Annotated in this window: 17 protein-coding genes; 6 read left to right on the top strand and 11 right to left on the bottom strand. The window is 73.0% G+C overall.

Annotated elements, in window-relative coordinates; all coding sequences use genetic code 11:
* Nucleotides 1-13: 13 nt before the first annotated feature.
* The gene (locus tag AACH10_RS11815; protein ID WP_341410620.1) at nucleotides 14-679 is read right to left on the bottom strand and encodes a glutathione S-transferase family protein; all 666 of its coding nucleotides are present in this window, start codon (nucleotides 677-679) and stop codon (nucleotides 14-16) included.
* Between the two features lie 99 nt (nucleotides 680-778).
* Nucleotides 779-1,870, bottom strand: a complete 1,092-nt coding sequence (gntR, locus tag AACH10_RS11810; protein WP_341410619.1) for an HTH-type transcriptional regulator GntR — start codon at nucleotides 1,868-1,870, stop codon at nucleotides 779-781.
* Nucleotides 1,871-2,036: 166 nt separating this feature from the next.
* Between gntR and AACH10_RS11805 the strand changes: the two genes are divergently transcribed.
* From AACH10_RS11805 to AACH10_RS11790, 4 genes are all read left to right on the top strand, one after another.
* A complete protein-coding gene (locus AACH10_RS11805) occupies nucleotides 2,037-2,612 on the top strand; it encodes a gluconokinase (RefSeq protein WP_341410618.1) in 576 nt (191 codons plus the stop codon).
* 3 nt (nucleotides 2,613-2,615) lie between these two features.
* Nucleotides 2,616-3,131: a TRAP transporter small permease subunit gene (locus tag AACH10_RS11800; protein ID WP_341410617.1), complete on the top strand. Its 516-nt coding sequence runs from the start codon at nucleotides 2,616-2,618 to the stop codon at nucleotides 3,129-3,131.
* A 117-nt stretch (nucleotides 3,132-3,248) separates the two neighbouring features.
* The gene (locus AACH10_RS11795) at nucleotides 3,249-4,541 is read left to right on the top strand and encodes a TRAP transporter large permease (RefSeq protein ID WP_341410616.1); all 1,293 of its coding nucleotides are present in this window, start codon (nucleotides 3,249-3,251) and stop codon (nucleotides 4,539-4,541) included.
* Nucleotides 4,542-4,576: 35 nt separating this feature from the next.
* On the top strand, nucleotides 4,577-5,596 hold the full coding sequence (locus AACH10_RS11790) for a TRAP transporter substrate-binding protein (protein ID WP_341410615.1): 1,020 nt from the start codon (nucleotides 4,577-4,579) through the stop codon (nucleotides 5,594-5,596).
* Between the two features lie 26 nt (nucleotides 5,597-5,622).
* Here the strand turns inward: AACH10_RS11790 and AACH10_RS11785 are convergent, their stop codons facing one another.
* From AACH10_RS11785 to AACH10_RS11765, 5 genes are all read right to left on the bottom strand, one after another.
* Nucleotides 5,623-6,291 (bottom strand): hypothetical protein, encoded by a 669-nt coding sequence (locus AACH10_RS11785; RefSeq protein WP_341410614.1) that lies wholly within the window; start codon nucleotides 6,289-6,291, stop codon nucleotides 5,623-5,625.
* On the bottom strand, nucleotides 6,288-7,280 hold the full coding sequence (locus AACH10_RS11780) for an MlaD family protein (protein WP_341410613.1): 993 nt from the start codon (nucleotides 7,278-7,280) through the stop codon (nucleotides 6,288-6,290). The genes AACH10_RS11785 and AACH10_RS11780 overlap by 4 nt, the downstream gene beginning before the upstream one ends.
* A gap of 16 nt (nucleotides 7,281-7,296) precedes the next feature.
* Complete coding sequence (locus AACH10_RS11775; protein ID WP_341410612.1) at nucleotides 7,297-8,094, bottom strand: MlaE family ABC transporter permease; 798 nt, start codon at nucleotides 8,092-8,094, stop codon at nucleotides 7,297-7,299.
* 70 nt (nucleotides 8,095-8,164) lie between these two features.
* Complete coding sequence (locus AACH10_RS11770; protein WP_341410611.1) at nucleotides 8,165-9,046, bottom strand: transglutaminase-like domain-containing protein; 882 nt, start codon at nucleotides 9,044-9,046, stop codon at nucleotides 8,165-8,167.
* Nucleotides 9,047-9,085: 39 nt separating this feature from the next.
* A complete protein-coding gene (locus AACH10_RS11765) occupies nucleotides 9,086-11,104 on the bottom strand; it encodes a chorismate-binding protein (protein WP_341410610.1) in 2,019 nt (672 codons plus the stop codon).
* Nucleotides 11,105-11,308: 204 nt separating this feature from the next.
* Between AACH10_RS11765 and AACH10_RS11760 the strand changes: the two genes are divergently transcribed.
* Entirely contained in the window at nucleotides 11,309-12,211 is a 903-nt protein-coding gene (locus AACH10_RS11760) for a DMT family transporter (RefSeq protein WP_341410609.1), read from the top strand.
* Here the strand turns inward: AACH10_RS11760 and AACH10_RS11755 are convergent.
* The 4 genes from AACH10_RS11755 to puuE form a co-directional block, all read right to left on the bottom strand.
* Entirely contained in the window at nucleotides 12,197-14,020 is a 1,824-nt protein-coding gene (locus AACH10_RS11755) for a sensor histidine kinase (RefSeq protein WP_341410608.1), read from the bottom strand. The two genes, AACH10_RS11760 and AACH10_RS11755, sit on opposite strands and share 15 nt — an antisense overlap.
* Before the next feature lie 130 nt (nucleotides 14,021-14,150).
* A complete protein-coding gene (locus tag AACH10_RS11750) occupies nucleotides 14,151-15,416 on the bottom strand; it encodes a M20/M25/M40 family metallo-hydrolase (RefSeq protein WP_341410607.1) in 1,266 nt (421 codons plus the stop codon).
* Nucleotides 15,417-15,444: 28 nt separating this feature from the next.
* Nucleotides 15,445-17,220: a 2-oxo-4-hydroxy-4-carboxy-5-ureidoimidazoline decarboxylase gene (gene uraD, locus AACH10_RS11745; protein ID WP_341410606.1), complete on the bottom strand. Its 1,776-nt coding sequence runs from the start codon at nucleotides 17,218-17,220 to the stop codon at nucleotides 15,445-15,447.
* 22 nt (nucleotides 17,221-17,242) lie between these two features.
* Entirely contained in the window at nucleotides 17,243-18,229 is a 987-nt protein-coding gene (gene puuE / locus AACH10_RS11740; protein WP_341410605.1) for an allantoinase PuuE, read from the bottom strand.
* A gap of 115 nt (nucleotides 18,230-18,344) precedes the next feature.
* Between puuE and uraH the strand changes: the two genes are divergently transcribed.
* Entirely contained in the window at nucleotides 18,345-18,701 is a 357-nt protein-coding gene (uraH, locus tag AACH10_RS11735; protein WP_341410604.1) for a hydroxyisourate hydrolase, read from the top strand.
* Nucleotides 18,702-18,954: the final 253 nt, after the last annotated feature.

Genomic DNA, 18,954 nt, shown 5'->3' with positions numbered 1-18,954 from the left:
GGCCTGGCCGGCTTCAGAAGTCCGCTGGCGCGGGCTGCGGCAGCGGCACCCACGACAGGAACGGCGCCGCCTCGTCGGCCGCGCGCCGTACCGAGGGTCGTTGCCGCAGGCGCCGCAGGTAGCCGCGCAGCGCGTCCAGCTCGGCCGGGATCGGCTCGGCCCAGTGGGCATAGAACAGGAAGGTGCCTGCGCCGCAATCGGCCAGGCTGAAGCGCTCGCCGGCGGCCCAGGTGCGGCCGGCCAGCTGGCCATCCAGCCAGGCGTAGGTGCTGCGCAGCATCTGCCGCGCCTCGGCCACGCCATGGGCATCGCGCGCGCCCTCGGGCCGCAGCGCATCGGCCACGATCTTCTGCTGCGGCGTGGAGATGTAGTTGTCGAACACGCGGTCGAGCATGCGCACCGGCAGCGCGGCAGCCGGGTCAGCGGGGATCAGGCGCTGGGCCTCGGGCTGGGCGAGGCCCAGGTACTCGACGATGCAGCTGGCCTCCAGGACGGTGTGCTCGCCATCCACCAGCACCGGAAACTTCTGCAGCGGCCACAGCCGCGTCAGCGCCTGGTTCTCGGCACTGTCGGGCGTGCTCAGCCCGCGCGGTTCGAAGGCCGTGCCGTACTCGTACAGCGCGATCAGCGCCTTCTGGCTGTAGGACGACAGCGGGTGGAAATACAGCTGCAAGGCCATGGGGGACTCCGGTGGTTGAGGCGATGCGCGCCAGGTGGCACATGCTGGCACGACGAACGGCCGCGTGTTGGGTCGACACGGCCCGCCCCGCCACCGCGCTCAGCTGCTCTGCCGCACCACCAGCTCGAAGCCCACGTCCACCGTCGGCTGGGCCGGCTGCTGGCCGCGCATCAGGCCCAGCAGCAGCGTGGCGGCCTGGGCGCCCACCTCGGCGCGCGGGGTGCGCACGCTGGTCAGCGGCGGGATCATCTGGTCGCTGCCGGCCAGGTCATTGAAGCCGGCCATCGCCACCTGCTGTGGCACCGCGATGCCCATGCGCAGCGCGGCCAGCAACGCGCCCTGGGCCAGGTCGTCGTTGCAGAAGAAGATGCCGTCCACGTCGGGGTGGCGGGCCATCAGTTCGCGGAACAGGCGGCCGCCCAGCGCCATGCTGGTGGGCGTGGGGTCCATCAGCTCCAGCGCGGGATCGTGGCAGCCGGCGGCGCGCAGCGCGGCGCGCCAGCCCTCGGCGCGCTGCATCACGCGCGGGTCCATCTGGCCGGCCACGTAGGCGATGCGGCGCCGGCCGCGGGCCAGCAGGTGCTCGGTGATGGCGCGGCCGGCGGCCTGCTGCGAGAAGCCCACGCTGTGCACGCCGGGCGCCTGGCGCGTCTCCATCATGTGCACGCAGGGCAGGCCGCTGCCGTCGATCAATGCCTGCGCCGCGGGCGTGCGGTCGAAGCCGGTCACCAGCAGGCCGGCCGGGCGGTGCGCCAGGTAGCTGCGCAGCAGCGCCTCTTCTTCGTCGGGCCGGTAGTGGGTGACGCCGATCAGCGTCTGGTAGCCGGCCGGGGTGAGGGTGCGCTGCACCGATTCGAGCAGTTCCACGAACAGCGTGTTGCTCAGCATCGGGATCAGCACCGCCACATGCTGGCTGTGGGCCGAGGCCAGCGCGCGGGCGGCGGGGTCGGGCACATAGCCCAGCCGGGCGGCGGCAGCATGCACGCGCTCGGCCAGTGCGGCATCCACGCCGCGGGTGCCGCGCAGCGCGCGCGAGGCGGTGATGGCGCTGACGCCGGCCTCGCGCGCCACGTCGTCCAGCGTCACGCGGCCGGTGGCGCGGCGGGCGGTGCGGCGCACCGGGGGGCTGGGTGGCGCGGCCTCGGCGGGGGCGGGGGTGTGGGCGGGCGGTGCGTCCTCGTCGTGGCGCATCTTCGTGGAAACCCTGATGTTGGTGGCGGTGGGTTTGATTAGGATAGCGCTGTCCAAACCGCTGTGCCACCGCAGTATCCCTCACCAGGGAAGCGCGGTGCCGGCGGTGTTGCCGCAGGCCAGGCGCCTGCACTTTTTCGGATTTTTGGGATAGCGCTGTCCAAACATGAATGCCGCCGAATCACGTCACTGGCCGTCCATCGTGGTGATGGGCGTGGCCGGTTGCGGCAAGAGCAGCCTGGGCGCCGCGCTGGCGCAGGCGCTGGGCCGCGCGCTGGTGGAAGGCGACGACTACCACCCGCCGGCCAACGTGGCCAAGATGCGCGCCGGCACGCCGCTGACCGACGCCGACCGCGCCGGCTGGCTGGATGCCCTGGGCGCCGCGCTGCAGCAGCGCGAGCCGGCGCCGGCAGGCCACGGCGCCGATGCCGGCCAGCGCGCCGTGCTGACCTGCTCGGCGCTGAAGGCCGCCTACCGCGAGCGCCTGCGTGCCGCCGCGCCGGGCCTGGCCTTCGTGCACCTCACGCTCACCCGCGAGCAGGCGCGTGCGCGCGTGGCCGCACGCGGCAGCCACTACTTCAACCCGGCGCTGGTGGACAGCCAGTTCGACACCCTGCAGCCGCCCGAGGGCGAGCCGCGCGTGCTGTCGCTCGATGCCACCCGGCCGCTGGCTGAGCTGAGCCAGGCCGTCCAGGCCTGGCTGCAAGCGGGCCTGCCCGCCGCCGATCCACAGGAGACCTGACCCATGACCACCGATTCGACTGGCGCCGCCCCCGCGGCGCCGGGCTGGCAGCGCCTTGCCGAAAACGCCATGGCCATCGCGCTGGGCGTCATGGCGCTGGCGGTGTTCGTCAACGTGGTGCTGCGCTACGGCTTTGGCAGCGGCATCGCGGCCAGCGAGGAACTGTCGCGCCTGCTGTTCGTGTGGCTGGTGTTCATCGGCGCGGCCGCGGCCTACCCGCTGGGCGAGCACATGGCCTTCACCAGCCTGCTGCAGTTGCTGAAGAACCGGCCCGCCGCCATGGCGGCCGCCACCGCGCTGATCCGCGTGCTGGTGATCCTGGCCTGCGCCTGCCTGGGCTGGGGCGCCTGGCAGCAGGTGGTGGTGGGGCTGGACAGCCGATCGGTGGTGATGGGCTATCCCACCGCGCTGCTGCCGCTGCCGGCGCTGCTGTGCTCGGTGGCCATCGGCGTGATGGCGCTGTGGGAGCTGGTGGCGCGCAAGCCGCTGGACCTGGGCCACGGTGTGGAGGTGGAGTGATGTTCAAGAAGGCCGCAGGCCCAGATCAAGTTGGCGGGCCGAGCGCCGGGCCGCTCCCAAGCCGGCCCGCATCCCCTCGGGGGATCGGCCGACGTACCCGTCGGACGAGGGGCTGACATGACACCCGAAGGACTTGCATTCATCACCTTCTCGCTGGGCATGCTGGTGCTGATGGGCATCGGCCTGAACATGGCGCTGGCGCTGGTGCTCACCGGCGCCGCCATGGCCTGGGTGCTGGGCTTCTGGGACACCCAGTTGCTGGCGCAGAACCTGGTGGCCGGCGTCGACAGCTTCCCGCTGCTGGCCGTGCCCTTCTTCATCCTGGCTGGCGAGCTGATGAACTCGGGCGGCATCAGCCAGCGCATCATCACCATGGCCCAGGCCTGGGTGGGCCACATCCGCGGCGGCCTGGGCTACGTGGCCATCGGCGCCGCGGTGCTGATGGCCAGCATGAGCGGCTCGGCCCTGGCCGACACCGCGGCGCTGGCCACCATCCTGCTGCCGATGATGCGCCAGCACGGCTACCCGATGGCCACCTCGGCCGGCCTGCTGGCCTCGGGCGGCATCATCGCGCCGATCATCCCGCCGTCGATGCCCTTCGTGATCTACGGTGTCACCACCAACACCTCGATCTCGGCGCTGTTCACGGCCGGCATCGTGCCCGGCCTGATCATGGGCGTGGGCCTGATCGTGGCCTGGAAGTGGGTGCTGCGCCGCATCGACCTGAAGCCCGGCACGCCGCTGCCGCTGCGCGATCGCCTGCTGGCCACGGCCAAGGCCTTCTGGGCGCTGCTGATGCCGGTGATCATCATCGGCGGCATGAAGACCGGCGTGTTCACGCCCACCGAGGCCGCCGTGGTGGCCGCCTTCTACGCGCTGCTGGTGGCCACGCTGATCCACCGCGAGATGAAGCTGGCCGAGTTGCGCGGCGTGCTGGTGCGTGCGGCCAAGACCACCGCCATCGTGATGTTCCTGTGCGCCGGCGCCCAGGTGGCCAGCTACATGATCACGCTGGCCGACCTGCCGGGCGTGCTGACCGGCTGGCTGGGCCCGCTGGTGGAAAGCCCGCGCGTGCTGATGGCCGTGATGATGGTGGTGCTGGTGCTGATCGGCACCGCGCTCGACCTGACGCCCACGATCCTGATCTTCGCCCCGGTGATGCTGCCCATCGCCGTGAAGGCCGGCATCGACCCGGTGTACTTCGGCCTGATGTTCGTGCTGAACGGCGCCATCGGCCTGATCACGCCGCCGGTGGGCACGGTGCTCAACGTGGTGGCCGGCGTGGGCCGGCTGTCGATGCACCAGGTGGTCAAGGGCGTGAACCCCTTCCTGCTGACCTACACGCTGATCCTGGCGCTGTTCGTCCTGTTCCCGCAGCTCGTCACGGCCCCGGTGGCCTGGATGCGCTGAGCCTGCTGTTCCTTCTGATCCCTCCGGAGACTCTCATGCAACTGATCCGCCGTGCCCTCGTCGCCACCGCTGCCGTCGCTGCGCTGGCCAGCACCACCACCGCCTTCGCGCAGGACATCAAGCCGCGCCTGATCCGTTTCGGGTACGGCCTGAACGAGCAGAGCAACCAGGGCCGCGCGGTCAAGCTGTTCGCCTCGGAAGTCGAGAAGGCCTCGGGCGGCAAGATGAAGGTGCGCGCCATCGGCGCCGCCGCGCTGGGCCCCGACACGCAGATGCAGCAGGCTCTGATCGGCGGCGCGCAGGAGATGATGGTGGGCTCCACCGCCACGCTGGTGGGCATCACCAAGGAGATGGCGCTGTTCGACACGCCCTTCCTGTTCAACAGCGCCAAGGAAGCCGACGCCGTGCTCGATGGCCCGGTGGGCCAGAAGGTGATGGCCAAGCTGCAGGAAAAGGGCCTGGTGGGCCTGGTGTACTGGGAGAACGGCTTTCGCAACCTCACCAACAGCAAGCGCCCGGTGACGAAGCTGGAAGACCTGGACGGCGTGAAGCTGCGCGTGATGCAGAACGAGGTGTTCCTCAACAGCTTCAAGAGCCTGGGCGCCAACGCCGTGCCGCTGCCCTTCAGCGAGCTGTTCAGCGCGCTGGAGACCAAGACGGTGGACGGCCAGGAGAACCCGTTCAACACCATCCTGAGCAGCAAGTTCTACGAGGTGCAGAAGTACCTGAGCGTGACCAACCACGTCTACAGCCCGTGGATCATCACGGTCAGCAAGAAGTGGTGGGATGGCCTGAGCAAGGACGAGCAGAAGGTGCTGCTGGACGCCGCCGTGAAGAGCCGCGACTTCGAGCGCAAGGACACCCGCGAAGAGGCCGCCAAGGCCGTGGCCGACCTGAAGGCCAAGGGCATGCAGATCAACGAGCTGAGCCCGGCCGAGACCGCCCGCATGCGCGACAAGCTGACCCGCGTGAACGCCAGCATCGCCGCCAACGTGGGCATGGACCTGTGGAACGAGACGCAAGCCCAGCTGGCCAAGCTGCGCGGCGGCAAGTAAACCGCGACATGCGCGCGCTGGCCTGATCAGCGCGCGGCGGGGTCGGCCAGCACCAGCGCGATGCGCCGCTGCAGCCGTGCGGCGCTGGCCGCGTCACCGCCCTGCTGGGCGCGCTGCTGCGCCAGCTGCAGCCAGGCCAGCAGCGGCCGGCGCCAGCCCTGGGCCGACGCCGTGTCGATGGCCGTGTGGATGGCCTCGGGTGCCAGCCGTTGCTCACGCAGCGCCACCGCCGCGCCCAGCAGGCGGGCCAGTGGATCGGGCACCGCATTCAGGCGCGCGGCATCCACGGTGCTGGCGCCGGCCAGCGCCTGCTGCGCCGCGGGCAGCAGCGCGCGCTGGGCCGCATCGGTGGCGCCAGCCAGGTAGGCGGCGTAGGCCACCTCGGGTGCGGCAGCATCGGCGCGCAATGGCTCGAAGGCCGCGCAGGGGCCGAAGTTCAGCGCCGCCGCCTCGGCGGCACAGCGGGTCAGTTCGGCCCGCGCCAGCAGATCGGGCCGGCCGGTGCGGGCGATCTCGGTGCGCACCACGCGCATCTCCGCCTCGGCCACGCGCGCGTTGCCAGCGAGCTGCGCGTCGATGGCGCGCTGCAGGCTGGCATGCGCGTTCATCTGCCAGTCGGGCGGCGGTGTGCCGGCGCAGGCGGTGAGAAGGGCCAGCAGGCCCAGCGCCCATGTGCAGAGGAGGGCGCGGCTCATGGCAACTTCAACTCCGTGTCGCGCGCCAGCGGCCAGCGGCGGTTCAGCTCGTTGACCAGGCTCTGCACCTTGCGCAGGCTGGCTTCCACCTCGGCGCGCAGCGGGCCCAGGTCGGCGGTGGCCGTGCGGGCATTGGCGGCCACGCCCTGGGCCTCGGCCAGCAGCTTGTCCACGCCCTGCAGCGTGCCGCGGGCGTCGGTGAGCAGGGCGCGCAGCTGGGCCACGGTGGCCTGCGTTTCCTGCGCGATGCCTTGCGGGCCGAACACCTGGGCGTCGGCATGGCCCACCAGCGTGTCGGCCTTGGCGGTCAGGCCGTCCAGCTTGGCCAGCAGCGCGTTGGTGCGGTTCAGCGCGGTGATCAGCTTGTCGGCGTCGGCCGGGTTGCCCATCAGCACGCCCAGCGCGCCGCGCGGCTCGTTCAGCCGGCCGGTGAGCGTGGCCACGTTGGCCAGCGTGCCGGCCAGGGCCGCGTCCTTGGCGGTGAGGGCCGTGACGTTGGCCACCAGGTCGCGCACGGCGGCCACCAGCTTGGGGATCTCGGCACTGGCGTCGCCGGCCAGCACGCGGCGCTCGGCGCCATCGGGCAGCGGCGGATCGGTGAGGATGCCGCTGAACGCGCGCAGCGCCGTGCCGCCCACCAGGCCACGCGACAGCGTGAACACGCTGCTGCTGCGCAGCCAGTGCGCGTCGTTCTTGGGCACGTCCACCAGGATGCGCACGGCGCCGTCGGGGGCCAGCTCGATGCGGCGCACGCGGCCGATCGGAAAGCCCGAGAAGGTGAGGTCCATGCCCACGGTCACGCCTTCCGAGTCATCGGCCAGCAGCACCAGGCGCTGCGTGGGCTCGAAGGCGCCGCGGGCGTACATCAGGTACAGGGCGGATGCGGCCAGCAGCGCCACCAGCAGCACCAGCAGGCCGGTGGCGCGGCGCTCCAGGCCGGTGGTGTCGGGGGGCGGGGTGGTGGTGGGCGTGGCGTCGGGGTCGGTCATGGCGGGGCGGGGCGGCTCAGGCGTAGTTGCCCATCAGCGAGAGCACCTCGATCAGCAGGATGGCGGCGAACAGGCGCACCAGGCCCTGCAGCTCCAGCGGCAGCGGGCTGCTGCGGCCCGCCCGGTCGTGCAGGCCCGAGCCCAGCGGGATGACGGCCACCGCGGCGCCGAAGCCCAGGGTCTTGAGCAGGAAGATCAGCGACACCGCGGGCGTGAACACCTGGCCCACCTGCCGCGTGAAGCGCGCCAGGCCCCAGGGCGTGAAGCCATGCGCCAGCAGGTAGGCCAGCAGCAGCGACACCAGGCTGCTGAAGGCCGCCAGCAACACCATGCAGAACAGCGCCGCGGCGGCGCGCGGCAGCACCTCGTCGTGCAGCACGCTGCCGCCGCGCCGGCGCAGCGCCTCCAGCGCGCCGCCCTCGCGCAGCGCGGCCAGCTGCGCGGCCGCCGGCACGCTGACCCGCACCGCCACGAACAGCGCCGCCGCCAGCGGAATGAGCTCCAGCACCAGCACCCGCACCACCATGCCCAGCGCGTACTGGCTCAGGCCGTAGCTGGCGGCCGTGACCAGCACGATGCGCGCGATCACCAGGCTGAGCAGCGTGGACACCACGCCGAACCAGCCCAGCAGCGGCAGTGCCGCCCCCACCAGGTGCCGCGCCAGCAGCGGCCGGCGGGCCGGGGCGTAGGTGGACGGCGTGAGCAGCAGCGCGCCCACCAGCGCGCCCAGGTGCACGATCTGCCACCAGGTGGCCAGCCAGCGCCGCGCCGCGTGCAGCGGCTGGAAGCGGGGCAGGGCGGCGGGCGGGGCCATGGCGCCGATGATAGGGGCCGGGCATCCACCCAGCGGCCCAGCCGCCCAACTGCTCGACGGCGTCAGGGCGTCAGGGCGCCAGCGGCGGCGGCCCGGCGTCCGTGCTCAGTGCCTGGGGGCAGTGCCAGGGCAGCTGGCAGCCGGTCTGGTCCTGCAGGATGGTGGTGCGGATCACGGGGGCCGCCGAGCGCACATTGCCGAAGATGGTGGCCACCGCCACGTCGGCGGCGTCGCGCCCGGTGCCCAGGCGCACGAAGCCCATCGGGATGGCCGTGCCCGAGGGGTCGAAGATGACCCAGCGGCCGCCCAGGTACACCTCCACATAGGCATGGAAGTCGGGCGGCCCCAGCGCCGGGTCGGCGCCGTAGTCGGTGCCGGTGGCGAAGCGGGCCGGGATGTTCACCGCGCGGCACAGCGCGATCATCAGGTGCGCGAAGTCGCGGCACACGCCCTGCTGCTCGATCACCGTGTCCACCGCCGAGGTGCTGGAGTTGGTGGTGTTCGAGGTGAAGCGCACCTGGCGCCGCACCCAGTCCTGGATGGCCATCACGCGGCCATGACCGGTGGGCAGCCCGCCGAACTGGTGCATGGCCAGGCGGATCAGCCGGTCCGACTGGCAGTAGCGGCTGGGGTAGATGTAGCCGATGACCTCGGGCGGCAGCTGGCCCACCGGCACCTCGGGCAGCTGGGCCGGTGCCAGGAACTGGTGGCTCAGCTGCACGGTGGCCAGGTAGCGCAGTGCCAGCGTGCCGGGCTGGGCGCGCAGCCGCAGGTAGCGGTTGCGGGTGGTGGGGTCGGTGTCCAGCCGGGTGGCGATGGGCTGGTTCAGCGTCAGCTGCTCGGCACACACCACCTGGGCCTGGGTGTGGGCGGCGTGGATGTTGAAAATGAAATCGGCGCCGTGCGCGTCGATCTCGTAGTGGAGGTCGATCTGCAGTTCGATGCGGATCATCGTGGGCCCGTGCGCAGGGGGCGGCAACGGGCGTTCCAGTCAGGGTTCATCCGGACAGTATCGCCGCGTGGCAGCCCAGGCGAGGTCGTCATCGATGTCCAGCCGCGCGTGCAGCACGCCGCGCAGCGCGTTGCAGACCACGATGTCCTCGGCCTCGCGCAGCTGGTGAAGCGCCACGCTGCGCTCGGTCGCGTTCCAGGCGGGGTCGTCCAGCAGCACGCTGCGCATCACGCCGGGCAGGGCGCCGTCGCTCAGCGGTGGCGTGAACCAGCGCCCGCCCAGCCGCACGAACACCGCGCTGCGTCCGCCTTCCACCAGCCGCCCGTCGGGCGTGCAGAACACCGTGTCGAAGGCCCCCTGCTGCTCGGCCAGGCGCACGCCGGCGTCGTAGGCGGCGCGCAGCGTGGTCTTGTGGGCCGACAAGGGGCGTTGCGCGGGCAGCGGTGCATCGGCCAGCCGCAGGCGCACCGGCGCGTCGGGCGTTCCCGCGGCGCCTGCGGGCAGCAGCGCCAGCACCGCATGCGTGATCGCCATGCCGCCGCCATGGCGCAGCGCCAGGCGCAGGCGGTGCGGCACACCGCGCGGCAGCGCGGCGGCAGTGGCGCGCAGGCGCTGCTCGGCCGCGGAGATATCCAGTGCAAAGCCCAGGGCCGTGGCGCTGCGCTGCAAGCGGGCCAGATGGCGCGGCAGCAGCGGCAGCTGGCCCTCGGCCGTGCACAGCACGGTTTCGAACAGCTCGAAGCCGGGGTCCAGGTCGGTCAGGAAGCGGGCCTTCAGCCGGCACTCGTCCCACTCGGCGGCGGCCACGCTGTCCTGCACGATGCCGGCGCCCACGCCCAAGGTCAGCGGACGCAGGCCCTGCGGCGCGGGTGGGCCCAGCGTGAGGGTGCGGATGGCCACGCTGAGGCAGAAGTCGCCGCAGGCCTGGCCGCCGGCCGGTGCATCCAGCCAGCCGATGGCGCCGCAGTACAGGCCGCGCGCCGTGTCCTCCAACTGGCCGATCAGGCCCATGGTGTGGCGCTTGGGCGCGCCGGTGATCGAGCCGCAGGGAAAGCTGGCGCGCAGCACCTCGGCCAGGCCGGTGCCGGGGCGCAGCCGCGCCTGCACGGTGGACGTCATCTGCCACACGGTGGCATAGGGCTCCACCGCAAACAGCGCCGGCACGCGCACCGTGCCGGTCTGCGCCACGCGGCCCAGGTCGTTGCGCAGCAGGTCCACGATCATCAGGTTCTCGGCGCGGTTCTTCACGTCGGCGGCCAGCGCGCGGGCGGCCTGGGCATCGGCCTGCGCGTCGGGCTGGCGTGCGGCCGTGCCCTTCATCGGCCGCGCCGTCAGCTCACCGCCCGTGTGGCGCAGGAACAGCTCGGGCGAGCACGACAGCACATGCGTGGCCACCGCGGCTCCCGCGCTGGCGTCGCCCTCGGCATCTGCACCGGCCTCTGCATCGGCGTCAAAGGGCGCCGCCGCCGCCTCCGGCAGGGCCAGCAGCGCGCCGAAGGGCACCGGCTGGCGCGCGCGCAGCGCCTGGTACAGCGCGGTGGGCGTGCCGTAGGCCTGGCCCTGCAGCCGGAAGGTGTAGTTGACCTGATAGGTCTCGCCGCGGGCGATGGCGGCATGGATCTGCGCGATGGCCGCGTCGAAGGCCGCGCGGCTGACGCTGGGCGTCAGCCCGGTCACGCCGCAGGCGGCGCGGCCCTGGGCATCGGTGTCGGTGGGTTCGGCGGCCGCCTCGGCCGCGGCCTGCGTGGCCAGCCAGGCGCCCACGCCCTCGGCGTCCAGATGCTGGCACTGGCCGAACATCAGCACGCGCAAGGCCGGGGCGGCGGAACCCTCGGCCAGCAGCCGCGCGGGCAGGCGCTGCAGCGGCAGGCCCCACTCGTAGTCGATCAGCAGCAGCGCGTGCAGGCCGCGCGCCTGGTCGGCGGCCACGGCCTGGCAGGTGGCGTCCAGCGTCTGCGGGTCGGTGCAGCGGTGCTCGCGCACCAGGCGGGTGTAGAGGCGGCTGAGGGCGTGGCCGGGGCGGGCTTCGGCGTCGTCGAGCAGGGCGAAACAGGGCATGGTGGCTGGCAGCAGACTGCGGCGCTGTGGAGGGCACCGGTATGGCGGGGGCCGCATGATGCCCGCATCCGCGCCCGCCGGTGGCCGCAGGGCGTTGGCGCGCGCAGGGAGGGCCGGCGGGCGCGCAACGACCCGCAGGCGACACGCCGTGCGCGGCCTTGCACGCACCATCGCGGGGTCTTCCGTCCCCTGGGTCCGCCGCGCATGTCCGCCACCACTGCACCGTCACGCCGCTTCCTGCTCACGCTGCTGGTCGTGCTGTGGCTGGTGTGGGGCACCAACTGGGGCCTGATCCCGCTGGCGATGCGCGAGGTGTCGGTGTGGAGCTTTCGCGCCAGCTCGTGCCTGCTGGCCGGGCTGGTGCTGCTGGCGGTGGCCCGCTGGCGCGGCCTGCCGCTGCATGTGCCGCGGGCGCAATGGCCCACCATCGCGGTGGCCACCTGCTTCTACCTGGTGCTGTGGAACGTGGCCAGCGCGCTGGCGGCGGTGCTCATCCCCTCGGGCCAGGCGGCAGTGTTGGGCTTCACGATGCCGCTGTGGGCGGCGCTGATCGGCTGGCTGCTGCTGGGCGAGCGCCTGGGGCGGCGCATGGTGGCGGCGCTGGCGCTGGGCGCCGCAGCCGTGGCGCTGCTGGCCTGGCGTGGCATGTCGGCCTATGCGCAGGCGCCGCTGGGCGTGGCGCTGGCGCTGCTGGCGGCGCTGGGCTGGGCGGTGGGCACGCTGATCCTCAAGCGCGGGCGTGTCACCGTGCCGGCCCTGGTGCTCACCGGCTGGCAGCTGCTGGGCACCGCCGTGCCGCTGGGCGCGGTGGCGCTGGCGCAACTGCAGGGGCCACCGGCGCTGCCGTCGTGGCCGTCGGTGGCGGTGATCGTCTACATCGCGCTCGTGCCGATGGCCGTGGGCAACTGGTGCTGGTTCGTCATCGTCGGCGAGCTGCCGGCCTCGGTGGCGGGCATGTCGTCGATCATGGTGCCGGTGCTGGCCATGGTGTCGGGCGCGCTGATGCACGGCGAGCCGCTGGGCGCGGTGCAGCTGGCGGCCATGGCCTGCAGCGGCGCCGGGCTGTGGCTGGCGCTGGCGCGGCCGGCGCCGTCAGGCCAGCGGTAGGCCCAGCGTGAAGCGCGCGCCCTCGCCGGGCGCCGACAGCAGCGTCAGCGTGCCGCCCATCAGCTCGGCCAGCGCGCGCGACAGCGCCAGGCCCAGGCCGGTGCCGCCGTGCTCGTGCGCCACGCGGTCGTCGCCCTGGCGGAAGCGCTCGAACACGCGCTCGTGCAGCGCCGGGGCGATGCCGGGGCCAGTGTCCACCACATGCACCAGCAGGCGTGGGCCGGCGGGGCCCTGGGTCACTTCGGCCTCGATGCGCACCTCGCCCTGCTCGGTGAACTTGAAGGCGTTGGACAGCAGGTTGTTCAGGATTTGCTTGAGCCGCAGCTCGTCGCCCGGCACCGTGGCGGGCACGGTGTCGGCCACGGCCACGTGCAGGCCCAGGCCCTTCTCGGCCGCGGTGATGGCGTAGAACGAGGCCGCGCCCTCCAGCACCCCGCGCAGGTCCACCGGCGCGCGGGCCACCTGCATGGCGCCGGCCTCCACCTTGGCCAGGTCGAGGATCTCGGTGAGCAGGGTGTTCAGGTACTCGGCCGCCTTGCGGATCAGGCCGGCCTGCTGGCGAAAGCGCGGCTCGGGCAGGCGACGCTCCATCAGCTCGGCGAAGCCGCGGATGCTGGTCAGCGGCGTGCGCAGCTCGTGCGAGATGGCGGCCAGGAACTCGGTCTTGGCCTGGTTGGCCGACTGCGCCGCGGCCTCGCTGATCTGCAGCGCGGCGTTGCTGTCCTCCAGCCGGCGCAGGCCCAGGTGGAAGATGGTGGCCGCGGCGGCCATGGCCAGCGTCAGCAGGCCGGTCAGCAGCAGGGCCAGCGTGCGCGTGTCGCGCCAGCTGGCCAGGGCCTCGTCGGTGGCGCGGACCACGGTCACGTACAGCGGGTAGTCGGCCACGCGGCGGTAGCTCACCAGGCGCTCCACGCCGTCGATGGCGCTCACCGTGGTGTGGCGGCCCGCGGCGTCGGGGTAGCCCTGGCCCTGCGGGCCGAAGCTGGCCAGCTGGGTGCCGATGCCGTTGCTGGCGCCGCCGATCACGCGGGCGCGCACCGTGGCGTCGCTGCCCACCAGGGCCACGCCGCCGCGGGCGCCCAGGTTCACGCCGCGGTACACGTCCTCGAAGTAGCTGGGGTCCAGCGAGGCCACCACCACGCCCAGCGGCTGGCCGCCGGGGCCGGCGATGCGGCGCGAGAGCTGGATCGTCCAGCGCCCCGACACTTTGCCCAGCACCGGCTTGCCGATGAACAGCCCCCCGGCCGACACCACCGGCGCGCCCGGCGCGCGCTGCGGCGCCAGGTGCACGCGGATGTGCTCGCGCTCGGACAGGTCCACATGCCCCGCCTTGCTGCCGTCGGGGTCGAGGTTGCTGCCGATGAAGCGGCCGTTGGGCCCCACCAGCGACAACTGCAGCAGGATCTTGGGCGCCAGGCCGGTCTCGTTGGCGAAGCGCGCCAGGTCGCCCGGCGCCAGTTCGCCGCCGCGCACCGCGTCGTGCAGGCGCAGCGTGGCCTGGTCGGCGGTGGCCAGCACGCGCACCGTCTGCTCCTGCAGGATGCGCGCGAGGTTGGCGCTCTGCAGCTCCTCGGCGGCGATGGCGTCGCGCCACTTCATCGTCAGCACGGCCGCCACGGCCGACCAGGCCACCACCAGGGTCAGCAGCACGGCCGGGGCCACCCAGCGGCTCAGCGTGGCCCGGCGCGGGGCGCGCTCGGCTGCCGGTGGGCGGGTGGCGGCCGGCCCGCCGGCGTCTGCCGCACGCGCATCGGCCAGCGCCGCGGTGTGCGCGACGGCCTGGGATTCACGGGGCAGGATGGCGGACATGGCGGCGGCAGGGGTGGACTCGCTGCCCGGTTATCGGCCGCGAAGCCGCGTCACTGAAGCGGCAGGCGTGCTGACGGTCGCGGCGGTCGGCTGCGCGCCGGCCGCGCACCGGCATCAGCGCGCCAAGGGGTCAGCCGGCCAGCAGATCCGCCAGCATGCGCGCCACCACGCGCGTGGCGGCCTGCAGGTCGGCCAGCTGCAGGTGCTCGTCGGCGCGCTTGGCATTGCTCTCGCGCACGGTGCGCGGGCCGGCGCCGTAGATCACGGCCGGGATGCCGCGCTCGGCGTACAGCCGCGCGTCGGTGTAGAGCGGCGTGCCGCGCTCGGCGATGGGCTCGCCGAACACCGCCTCGCCATGGCGCTGGATGGCCTGTACCAGCGGCCGGTTGCCCGGCAGCGGCTGCATGGCGTGCGCCAGCAGCAGGCGCTCGATGCCCACCGTCACGCCCGGCACCGTGGCCGCGGCGTCCTCGATCAGCCGGCGCAGCGCGGCTTCCACCGCCACCGGGTCTTCCTCGGGGATCATGCGGCGGTCGAGCTTCAGCAGCACCTGGCCGGGCACCACGTTGGTGTTGGTGCCGCCTTCGATGCGGCCCACGTTCAGGTAGGGGTGGGTGATGCCGGCCACGTTCGAGCGCAGGCCGCGCAGCACCGTGTTCTGCGCATACAGCGCGTTCAGGATGGCCACCGCGCCCTGCAGCGCATCGACGCCGGTGTGCGGGATGGCGGCATGGGCCATCACGCCGTGCACCGTGACGGCCAGCTGCAGGCAGCCGTTGTGCGCGGTGATCACCTCGTGGCCGAAGCCAGCGGCCAGCAGCAGGTCGGGCTGGGTGAGCCCTTGCGCCAGCAGCCAGCCGGGGCCCAGCTCGCCGCCGAATTCCTCGTCGTAGGTGAAGTGCAGCTCCACCGTGCCGCGCAGCGGCGTGCCGCGGGCGGCGGCCACGGCCTCGAGCGCGCGGGTGGCGAAGGTGTAGGTGGCGAAGTCGCTCTTGCTCACCGCGGCGGCGCGGCCGTAGAGCGCGCCGTCGGCGATCTCGGCGCCATAGGGGTCGTGCGTCCAGCCGTCGCCGGGCGGCACCACGTCGCCATGGGCGTTCAGCGCGATGGTCGGGCCGCTGGCGGTCGGGCCTTGCGGCCGGCGCACGATCAGGTTGGTGATGCTTTGCAGGCCGGCGGCGCGCACCGTGTCGGCGGGCACGGCATGGCGCTCGGCCGCGTAGCCGAAGGCCTGCAGCAGCTCGGCCGTGCGTTCGGCGTGCGGGGCGTTGTTGCCGGGCGGCGTGTCGGTGGGCACGCGCACCAGGGCTTGCAGGAAGGCCACCTGCTCGTCGAAGTGGGCGGCGATCCACGCGTCCAGGTCGGCGAACAGCGGGTCGGTCAGGGGCAGGGACATGGGCAGGTCGGGGAACTAGGGCAGGTTTTCAGGCCAGGCCGGCCAGCAGGTGCTGGAAGGCCTGCACGGCCAGCTCGGCATCGTGGGTGGTCACGGCTTCCAGCGGGTTGTGGCTGATGCCGCCGTTCTGGCCGCGCACGAACAGCATGGCCTGCGGCAGGGCATGGTGCAGCATCATCGCGTCGTGCCCGGCGCCGCTGGGCAGGGTGTGGATGGGCAGGCCGAGGGCCGCCACCGCGTCGGCCCAGCGCTGGCGCCAGGCGGCATCGCAGGGCGCGGCGGCGGCCTGCAGCGTCTCGGTGAGCTGCAGTTGCAGGCCGCGGCGCTGGCAGATGGCGTCCAGCCCGGCCAGCACCTCGGCCACGCAGTCGTCGCGCGCAGCGTCGGTGGTGGCGCGGATGTCCAGGCTGAAGCGGCAGCGCCCCGGCACCACGTTGATCGAGCCGGCCGGCACCTCCAGCTGGCCCACCGTGCCCACCACCTCGGGCCGGGCGCTGGCGGCGCGCTCGGTCAGCAGCACCAGCTCGGCCACGCCGGCGGCGGCGTCGCGGCGCTGGCCCATCGGCGTGGTGCCGGCATGGCTGGCCTGGCCGGTCAGTGTGCCCAGGAAGCGGCGACTGCCGTTGATGGCACTCACCACGCCCAGCGGAAGATCCAACGCGGTGAGCACCGGGCCCTGCTCGATGTGCACTTCCACGAAGCCCAGGTAGCGCGCCGCATCGCGCCGCAGCGCCTGGATGGACGCCAGCGTGCCGGGATGGCCGGCCGCCTGCAGCGCCGCGCGCAGCGTCACGCCGGCGGCGTCGGGCTGATCGAGCCAGGCCGCGTCGAAGCGGCCCACCAGCGCGCTGGAGGCCAGGAAGGTGGCCGCGTAGCGCTGGCCTTCCTCTTCCGAGAAGCCCACCACCTCGATGCCGAAGGGCAGGCGCCGGCCCGCGCGGGCCAGCTGCTGCACCGCGGCCATCGGCACCAGGATGCCCAGCCGGCCGTCGTACTTGCCGGCGCGGCGCACGGTGTCGTAGTGGCTGCCGGTGAGCAGGCGTTGGGCCTGGGGATCGGCGCCGTGGTACACGCCCACCACATTGCCCAGCGCGTCGATCGTCACCTCGTCGAAGCCGTCGTCGCGCATCCACTGCGCCAGGTCGGCCGCCACGGCCTGGTGGGCCGGGGTGAGGTAGGTGACGGTGAGCTCCTGCGGCGCGGTAAAGCCCTCGTCGCAGTGGCGGGCCAGGGCCTCGGCGCGGTCCCACACCGCTTCGCCCAGCGTGGGCGCGGTGCCGAAGCGGTCATCCAGCCGGATCTCGGCGATGCGGTGGATCTGGCGCAGCGCCTCGGCGAACTCGGCCTCGGGGTGGTTCAGCAGCCGGCGCGCGAAGGTGTCGATGATCTCGGCGCGGCTCAGGCCCAGGCCGCGCGGCCCGCGCACCGCCAGGATGAACGGGAAGCCGAAGCGGGCGTTGTAGTCGGCGTTCAGCTGCTGCAGGCGGGCGAACTCGTCGGGCGTGCAGGCCGTCAGCCCGGCGCGGCTTTGCTCGCCGTTGCTCTCGTCGGTGAGGGTGCGGGCGATGGCCGCCTTGCCGGCCAGCTCGGGGTGGGCGCGGATCAGGCCCAGCTGGTCGTCGCGGGACGCGGTGCGCACCGCCTGCACCAGGGCCTGGCGCAGCTGCGCCAGCGTGGTGAAGGGGCGGGCCGAGGCAGCGCGCGCGGCGATCCAAGGCGAATGCTCGTAGATGCCGGCCAGCAGCGCGGTGAAGTCGTCGGCCGATGCCGCGTTCAGCGCGGCCAGGGTCAGCGGGGTGCTCATGGGGTGGGGGGATTCAGGGCGCTCAGGCCCAGACGAAGGCCGTCTGCGCATCGAAGGGGTGCACGGTGCGCCAGTGCTGCGCAATGTCGATGCGCCGCGCCACCCACACCCGCTCGTGCTGTTGCACGTAATCCAGAAAGCGCTGCAGCGCGCGCATGCGCCCTGGGCGGCCCAGCAGCCGGCAGTGCATGCCGATGCTCATCATGCTCGGCCCGCCCTGGCCGTCGGCGGGGTCGCGCGCGCCCTCGGCGTAATGCACGTCGAAGGCGTCCTTCAGGTACTGGAAGAACGGCTCGCCGTGGCTGTAGCCCTGCGGCAGCGCAAAGCGCATGTCGTTGCAGTCCAGCGTGTAGGGCACCACCAGGTGCGGCGCCAGCTGGCCGTCGCTTTTCTTCACCTGCAGCCAGAAGGGCAGGTCGTCGCCGTAGTAGTCGCTGTCGTAGGCAAAGCCGCCGGCATCGGCCACCAGGCGGCGGGTGTTGGGGCTGTCGCGGCCGGTGTACCAGCCCAGCGGGCGTTGACCGGTGAGTTGCTCGATGGCGGCGATGCCCAGCGCCATGTGCTCGCGCTCGGTGGCCTCGTCGAGGTTCTGGTAGTGGATCCAGCGCCAGCCGTGGCAGGCGATCTCGTGCCCGCCCTCGGCGAAGGCGGCGGTGATCTCGGGGCAGCGCTGCAGCGCCATGCCCACGCCGAACACGGTGAACGGCAGGCCGCGCTGCTCGAACTCGCGCAGGATGCGCCACACGCCGCTGCGCGAGCCGTACTCGTAGATGCCCTCCATGCTGAGGTGCCGCGCCGGGTAGGCCGCCGGGTTGAACATCTCGGACAGGAACTGCTCGCTGCCGGCGTCGCCATGCAGCACCGAGTTCTCGCCGCCTTCCTCGAAGTTCAGCACGAACTGCACCGCCACGCGCGCGTCGCCGGGCCAGCGCGGGTGTGGCGGGCGGCGGCCGTAGCCGGCCAGGTCGCGGGGATAGCGGGGGGCGGGCGGGGCGGCGGCGTCGGTCATCGGCGGGTTGGCACGGGCGGTGCAAGGCAGTGTATAGACTGGCAGCGGCAAGTCCCGTGCCATGCAGCCCCGCCGTTGACCGCGGCACCCCGAGCGCCTTTCAGAAAGCATCCCCATGGGCCACCTCAGCACCCACGTTCTCGACACCATGCACGGCTGCCCGGCCGCCGGCCTGCAGGTCACGCTGCAGCGCCTGCACGGCGACGGCCGCGCCGAGACGGTGCGCCAGGTGGTGCTGGACGCCGACGGCCGCGCCGGTGGCCCGCTGCTGGATGCCGCGGCGATGGCCGTGGGCCGCTGGCGCCTGCTGTTCGAGGTGGCGCCGTACTTCCGCGCCCGTGGCGTCGAGCTGCCCGAACCGCCCTTCGTCGACACCGTGACGCTGGACTTCGGCATCGCCGATGCGGCGGCCAAGTACCACGTGCCGCTGCTGGTCAGCCCCTGGTCGTATTCCACCTACCGCGGCTCCTGAGCGCGCGCCGGCGCCAGCGCCGGGGACAGGCTGTGCACATTCACACAGGCCGCTTGGGGCGCGGGTTGGTCCCATTGACATCAGGGGGTGGCCGCGCTCGCCGATGCCGTTAGCGTACGCGCCGTTACAACCGGCGCGCCTCGCCCAGCTGTCGTACCCATGGGTGCCCGCTGCGCCGTGGCGTGCCACGCACAGCAAGGAGTGACGGGCGATGGCGATCTCACGCAGGGCATGGATGGGTCAGGCTGCAGCC

Source organism: Pseudaquabacterium inlustre (genome assembly GCF_038066595.1).
GTDB lineage: Bacteria > Pseudomonadota > Gammaproteobacteria > Burkholderiales > Burkholderiaceae_C > Pseudaquabacterium > Pseudaquabacterium inlustre.
This window is presented reverse-complemented; position numbering and strand designations above follow the sequence as displayed.

Excerpts from the sequence above, each read along its gene's own strand:
- AACH10_RS11785 (WP_341410614.1), bottom strand. The coding sequence starts at position 6,291 with ATGAGCCGCGCCCTCCTCTGCACATGGGCGCTGGGCCTGCTGGCCCTT.
- AACH10_RS11790 (WP_341410615.1), top strand. The coding sequence starts at position 4,577 with ATGCAACTGATCCGCCGTGCCCTCGTCGCCACCGCTGCCGTCGCTGCG.
- gntR (WP_341410619.1), bottom strand. The coding sequence starts at position 1,870 with ATGCGCCACGACGAGGACGCACCGCCCGCCCACACCCCCGCCCCCGCC.
- AACH10_RS11795 (WP_341410616.1), top strand. The coding sequence starts at position 3,249 with ATGACACCCGAAGGACTTGCATTCATCACCTTCTCGCTGGGCATGCTG.
- AACH10_RS11805 (WP_341410618.1), top strand. The coding sequence starts at position 2,037 with ATGAATGCCGCCGAATCACGTCACTGGCCGTCCATCGTGGTGATGGGC.
- uraD (WP_341410606.1), bottom strand. The coding sequence starts at position 17,220 with ATGAGCACCCCGCTGACCCTGGCCGCGCTGAACGCGGCATCGGCCGAC.
- AACH10_RS11780 (WP_341410613.1), bottom strand. The coding sequence starts at position 7,280 with ATGACCGACCCCGACGCCACGCCCACCACCACCCCGCCCCCCGACACC.
- AACH10_RS11815 (WP_341410620.1), bottom strand. The coding sequence starts at position 679 with ATGGCCTTGCAGCTGTATTTCCACCCGCTGTCGTCCTACAGCCAGAAG.
- AACH10_RS11750 (WP_341410607.1), bottom strand. The coding sequence starts at position 15,416 with ATGTCCCTGCCCCTGACCGACCCGCTGTTCGCCGACCTGGACGCGTGG.
- AACH10_RS11800 (WP_341410617.1), top strand. The coding sequence starts at position 2,616 with ATGACCACCGATTCGACTGGCGCCGCCCCCGCGGCGCCGGGCTGGCAG.
- AACH10_RS11770 (WP_341410611.1), bottom strand. The coding sequence starts at position 9,046 with ATGATCCGCATCGAACTGCAGATCGACCTCCACTACGAGATCGACGCG.
- puuE (WP_341410605.1), bottom strand. The coding sequence starts at position 18,229 with ATGACCGACGCCGCCGCCCCGCCCGCCCCCCGCTATCCCCGCGACCTG.
- uraH (WP_341410604.1), top strand. The coding sequence starts at position 18,345 with ATGGGCCACCTCAGCACCCACGTTCTCGACACCATGCACGGCTGCCCG.
- AACH10_RS11760 (WP_341410609.1), top strand. The coding sequence starts at position 11,309 with ATGTCCGCCACCACTGCACCGTCACGCCGCTTCCTGCTCACGCTGCTG.
- AACH10_RS11775 (WP_341410612.1), bottom strand. The coding sequence starts at position 8,094 with ATGGCCCCGCCCGCCGCCCTGCCCCGCTTCCAGCCGCTGCACGCGGCG.
- AACH10_RS11755 (WP_341410608.1), bottom strand. The coding sequence starts at position 14,020 with ATGTCCGCCATCCTGCCCCGTGAATCCCAGGCCGTCGCGCACACCGCG.
- AACH10_RS11765 (WP_341410610.1), bottom strand. The coding sequence starts at position 11,104 with ATGCCCTGTTTCGCCCTGCTCGACGACGCCGAAGCCCGCCCCGGCCAC.